Annotated in this window: 7 protein-coding genes; 5 read left to right on the top strand and 2 right to left on the bottom strand. The window is 68.0% G+C overall.

Annotated features, from left to right (window positions below; all coding sequences use genetic code 11):
• The coding region (locus ACLL9L_RS00975) for a hypothetical protein (protein ID WP_411282770.1) at nucleotides 1-333 on the bottom strand (333 nt) is incomplete at its 3' end.
• 39 nt (nucleotides 334-372) lie between these two features.
• On the opposite strand from ACLL9L_RS00975, the gene ACLL9L_RS00970 reads away from it, so the two are divergent.
• A complete protein-coding gene (locus ACLL9L_RS00970; RefSeq protein ID WP_411282769.1) occupies nucleotides 373-672 on the top strand; it encodes a hypothetical protein in 300 nt (99 codons plus the stop codon).
• A 451-nt stretch (nucleotides 673-1,123) separates the two neighbouring features.
• Here the strand turns inward: ACLL9L_RS00970 and ACLL9L_RS00965 are convergent, their stop codons facing one another.
• Entirely contained in the window at nucleotides 1,124-1,966 is an 843-nt protein-coding gene (locus tag ACLL9L_RS00965) for a hypothetical protein (RefSeq protein ID WP_411282768.1), read from the bottom strand.
• A gap of 173 nt (nucleotides 1,967-2,139) precedes the next feature.
• Here ACLL9L_RS00965 and ACLL9L_RS00960 point away from each other — a divergent pair, with 173 nt between their 5' ends.
• From ACLL9L_RS00960 to ACLL9L_RS00945, 4 genes are all read left to right on the top strand, one after another.
• On the top strand, nucleotides 2,140-2,907 hold the full coding sequence (locus ACLL9L_RS00960; protein WP_411282767.1) for a DUF5995 family protein: 768 nt from the start codon (nucleotides 2,140-2,142) through the stop codon (nucleotides 2,905-2,907).
• A gap of 341 nt (nucleotides 2,908-3,248) precedes the next feature.
• Complete coding sequence (locus ACLL9L_RS00955; protein ID WP_411282766.1) at nucleotides 3,249-3,479, top strand: ribbon-helix-helix domain-containing protein; 231 nt, start codon at nucleotides 3,249-3,251, stop codon at nucleotides 3,477-3,479.
• Nucleotides 3,466-3,813: a type II toxin-antitoxin system PemK/MazF family toxin gene (locus ACLL9L_RS00950; RefSeq protein WP_411282765.1), complete on the top strand. Its 348-nt coding sequence runs from the start codon at nucleotides 3,466-3,468 to the stop codon at nucleotides 3,811-3,813. The genes ACLL9L_RS00955 and ACLL9L_RS00950 overlap by 14 nt, the downstream gene beginning before the upstream one ends.
• Before the next feature lie 109 nt (nucleotides 3,814-3,922).
• The coding region (locus ACLL9L_RS00945; RefSeq protein ID WP_411282771.1) for a heme-binding protein at nucleotides 3,923-4,079 on the top strand (157 nt) is incomplete at its 3' end.

The raw sequence follows: 4,079 nt of genomic DNA, 5'->3' as shown, positions 1-4,079 counted from the left end.
AGCTTGTTTCTCGGCCCCGAACACGCTGACCGCCCGGGCGACCTCGCGACATCCGACAAGGCGGCCGGGAGCAGCGGTGACGCCATCTCCGTGCGGCATCAGTGTGGCCACCGACTTCGAGCGTCGCTGCATCGGCGGCGGGACCTGGTCGTTGGACAGCAGGATGTGGATCCCCCGTTGTGGTGAACATTCGTGATCGCCCGGTCGGGCGACGACGAACTCGACCTGACCGTGGATAGCACGACGGAGCGCCGGAACGAGCTCGGAGACGTCCTGGCCGATGTGCTGCTCCTCTGTGTGGTGGTCGTCGATGACCCAGGTACTGCCTCCCACGCGGCTTCCTGCCACCCATCTGCACTGAGGACCCGAACGATGAGCGCTGACCCCAGACCCACCCCCCCAGTCGCCCTGGCCCGGTCCGCCGCCGCCGAGACCGGCTACGGCACCTACTTCACCACCGCCGCCGACCGCGCCGCCCGCTGCCACCGCGCCGCGATCGAAGGCCACTGGGCCACCAACTGCGCTTCTGCGCCGGACCCACCTGCCTGGCCATCGACGAACCGGGCTGCCTGCCGTTGCCCGCCGAGGCCGCCTCCGCCCCTCTTTCAAGTCGTCTCCCAGCGCTACCTCAAGACCTCGAAGATCCTGACCAGCAACCGCGGCGTGGGCTAGGCATGAGGACCCCCGCTCAAACCATGCAGCAGCGACTGTTCAACCCTCGAGCGCCCATCGTTGCGCAGACCGCCTAAATCCTCCATCCGCTTGTGATGCACAGCACTGAGGCTGCGGTCTTTAGCGGCTACGGTATGATGCACCAAGGGGGGCGAGACCGAAAAAATTCCCGGGCGAACGCCAGCCCGAGGCCGCGTCTCAGTTTGGTGGCTCTTCGTACCTGCGGCGGGGCGGTGGCGACACGCCGGGCGCGGTGATGCGCTGTGAGTTGGGTCGAGGCCCTCGGGATCAGGAACGACCAAGTTTCTGCTCCGCGAATACCTCGACGATGACCGAGCCAGCCGCGTTGCCGCAACACACATCGACCGCCAGCCATAGCGGTGAAGCTCTCCGGCATAGGACCCGACGATCCTCTCGCGGTGAGTGAGGGAGTTGCCTCTGGGTGTGGAGGCTAGGTAGTGGTCGTCGGGTGCGGACCTTGGTTTGCGTCGGAGCCCGGCCGCGATGCCGCCGGCAGGTTCAGGTGGGTTAGCCACAGGGTTGCGGACCCGAGCAGGAGCGCAGTCGAGCCGCCGAGGAAGACCCAGGTGAGCGGCTTGTCGAAAAGCAGCTCGGACCAGGCACGGACAGCGGCCACCACGATGGATCCCACCATGATGATCTCGACCTGGAGCATGAGATGCACGGTGACCCAGCGTGGGTCCGCGGCGATCCATACCCCGGCGACGCCAAGGCAGAAGATGGCGCCGAGCACCCGGCAGGTCAGGGCCGTCAGGGACCACGGCCAGAGGGGGATGATGGTGGTTGGTGCGATGAACATCACCGCGCCCCACCCGAAGGCGCCGACGCCGGCGACTGCTGCGAACCTGCGAGCGGTGCCCCCGATGCGCTCTTCGTCCTCGGTGGCGGGGGCGGCGTAGCGTCGGTTGGCCAGCCAGGCCCAGGCCACGAGGAACGGGGCGGTCGCGTACAGGACCGCCCACAGCCAGAACGCGGGGTGGGCGTGGTTGAAGCGGTCCCAGTGCAGGATCGTGGCGATCCCCAGCAGGGTGGCGAAGATCGTGACGGACGGCAGCCCGGCCTTGATGCTGCTCCACCGGCGTTCGCGGACGGCCCGCATAAAAAAGTAGGCGCCGCCGAGGTAGGCCGCCGCGAGGGTCATCGGCGTCATCGTCGGGGTGATCGTCCAGGCGAAGAGGCGTTGGGTGTCTGCGGGGAAGAGGTAGAGCAGCACGAAGGCCACGACGAGGAACGGGGCGATGGATGCCGAGAGCCAACGGGTGCCGCGCAGCACCCGGTCGTCGCTGACGGCTTCCGCACCTGCTGGCAGGTCCGCACACCTCGGTTCCCGTGCGCCCGGGGCAGGACCGTGGTGGGAATCCGGCTGGGGCGATCCTGTGGACACTAGGCCCGGGTCGGCATCCCGTCCAGACTAGGACGGGCAGGGGCAGCCCGAAGGAGCTTCCCGTGAACGCCCCAGATGACGGCGTGGCTAGCGATCCCGTCGCCGTAGTGCTGTCCGAGCTGCAGACCCGACTGGATGCGCTGCCCCCGGACCTGCGCGCGCATGCTGCGTTCCTTTCGACCTATCGGCGGACGACGCAGGCGGTCCAGGACGCTGTCCGGTCCGAGGTGTTCGAGGACCCCACGTGGGTGTCAGCCTGGGATGAGGCGTTCGCCCGGCTCTACCTAGCCGCGTTAGACGCGCGAATCTCGGGCCAGGGGCGGGTTCCGCGGCCGTGGCGGCTAGCGTTTCAGGCGCCCGCCACGCTGCCGCCGCTACGGCACGTGCTGCTCGGGATCAACGCCCACATCAACTTCGACCTCCCCCAAGCGCTGCTGGCGGTGATCTCGGACTCCGACTTCGCCGACCCCGAGCTGGTGGACCGCCGCCGGCGCGACCACGGCCGGATCGACGGCGTGCTGTCGGGGCGGGTCGCGGCCGAGGACGCGCAGCTGTCGAGGTCCTCAACCCGGAGCCTGCTGGACCGCCTGCTGCAGCCCGTGAACCGGTATGCCTCGCGGTGGATTCTCAAGGAGGCCCGGTTGAAGGTCTGGCACAACACGCTCCTGCTGCGCGACGCCAGAGCCCGTGGACCGGCGGTATTTGCCTCCCAGCTGGCCGAGCTAGAGGTGCTATCCGCTGCCCGCATCGCCGAGCTGACGGCACCGGGTCAGGTGCTGCTCCGCCTTGCCATCTCCGGCTTCGGAGTGCTGCTCCCTCCCCCGGACTAAGATGCGACCACCCCGCAGCGGAGGCCCCGCAGGCTGGAGGTCGTTCCACGGCCATACCCGGCATGAGCGAGACTCGCTTTTTGGCAGATGCGCGCTTTGGCGGGTCGGCTTGGGCGGTCGGTTGGCGCCATTCGAGGACGGCGAGGAATGTGCCGGACCAGACCCCCTGAACGCTCCGCGTCAATGGCGGCGACGCGACGCTAGGGATCTCCGTCGCCAGGAGGATGCCTGCTGGGGGTGTGCTCGCCCCCCTCCAGGGCGTCCCACTCGTCGAATGTCACGCACGTGAACCACGTCCCACTTCGGTAGCATATTCGGTAATACCGCGGTAGCATCGCGTTATGAAGCTGAGCATCAGTCTTCCCGCCGAGGACGTGGCCGCACTTGACCGATACGCCGCGGCGGTCGGCGTGCCGACCCGTTCCGAGGCCATTCAGCGCGCGATCCGTCTGTTGAGCGACCCCCAGCTGGACGACGCCTACGCGGCCGCTTGGCAGGAATGGGAAACCACCGGTGAGGCCGCGGCCTGGGAGGAGACCACCGCAGACGGGCTCGCCGATGCTGCGAGGTGAGATCCGCCTGGTCGACCTCGATCCCGCCATGGGTGCAGAGGCGAACAAACGGCGGCCCGCCGTGATCGTCAGCAACGACCGGGCCAACGCCACTGCCGCCAAGCTGGGACGTGGCGTGGTGACGGTCGTGCCGGTCACCAGCAGCGTGGCCAGGGTCTACCCGTTCCAGGTGGCTCTGGCTTCGGTGGAGTCTGGTCTGAGGGTGGACTCGAAAGCTGAGGCGGAACAGGTCCGGTCGGTCTCCGTAGAGCGAGTGGGGCCAGTCCTTGGGCGCGTGCCGACCGCGCTCATGGCGGCGCTGGATGACGCGCTGCGCCTACACCTTCACCTGTGACTCCCCGGCTCACCAATTCGCGAGACCGCGCCGACAGGCGGCGAAGTGACGCAGCGGTGCTGACCACGGACCATGAACGCGACTGCGCGAGGCGAGTAGCGTTCCTGAGGTGACCGAAAAGCAGGCCTACGAAGTCGTGCAGACGTATGAGGAGTTCGAGCTGCGGCGATACGCCCCGCACGTCGTCGCGGAGGTTGTCGTCCGAGGGACGTTCGAGGATGCGGGCAACACTGCCTTTCGGACCCTGTTCGGATACATCAGCGGCC

This window comes from Lapillicoccus sp. (assembly GCF_046595215.1).
Lineage (GTDB): Bacteria > Actinomycetota > Actinomycetes > Actinomycetales > Dermatophilaceae > Lapillicoccus.
Note: the sequence above shows the minus strand (reverse complement) of the source record. Positions and strands in the feature narration are given on the sequence as shown.

Bases quoted from the DNA above. Each gene is read 5' to 3' on its own strand.
- ACLL9L_RS00970 (WP_411282769.1), top strand. From the start codon at position 373: ATGAGCGCTGACCCCAGACCCACCCCCCCAGTCGCCCTGGCCCGGTCC.
- ACLL9L_RS00955 (WP_411282766.1), top strand. From the start codon at position 3,249: ATGAAGCTGAGCATCAGTCTTCCCGCCGAGGACGTGGCCGCACTTGAC.
- ACLL9L_RS00950 (WP_411282765.1), top strand. From the start codon at position 3,466: ATGCTGCGAGGTGAGATCCGCCTGGTCGACCTCGATCCCGCCATGGGT.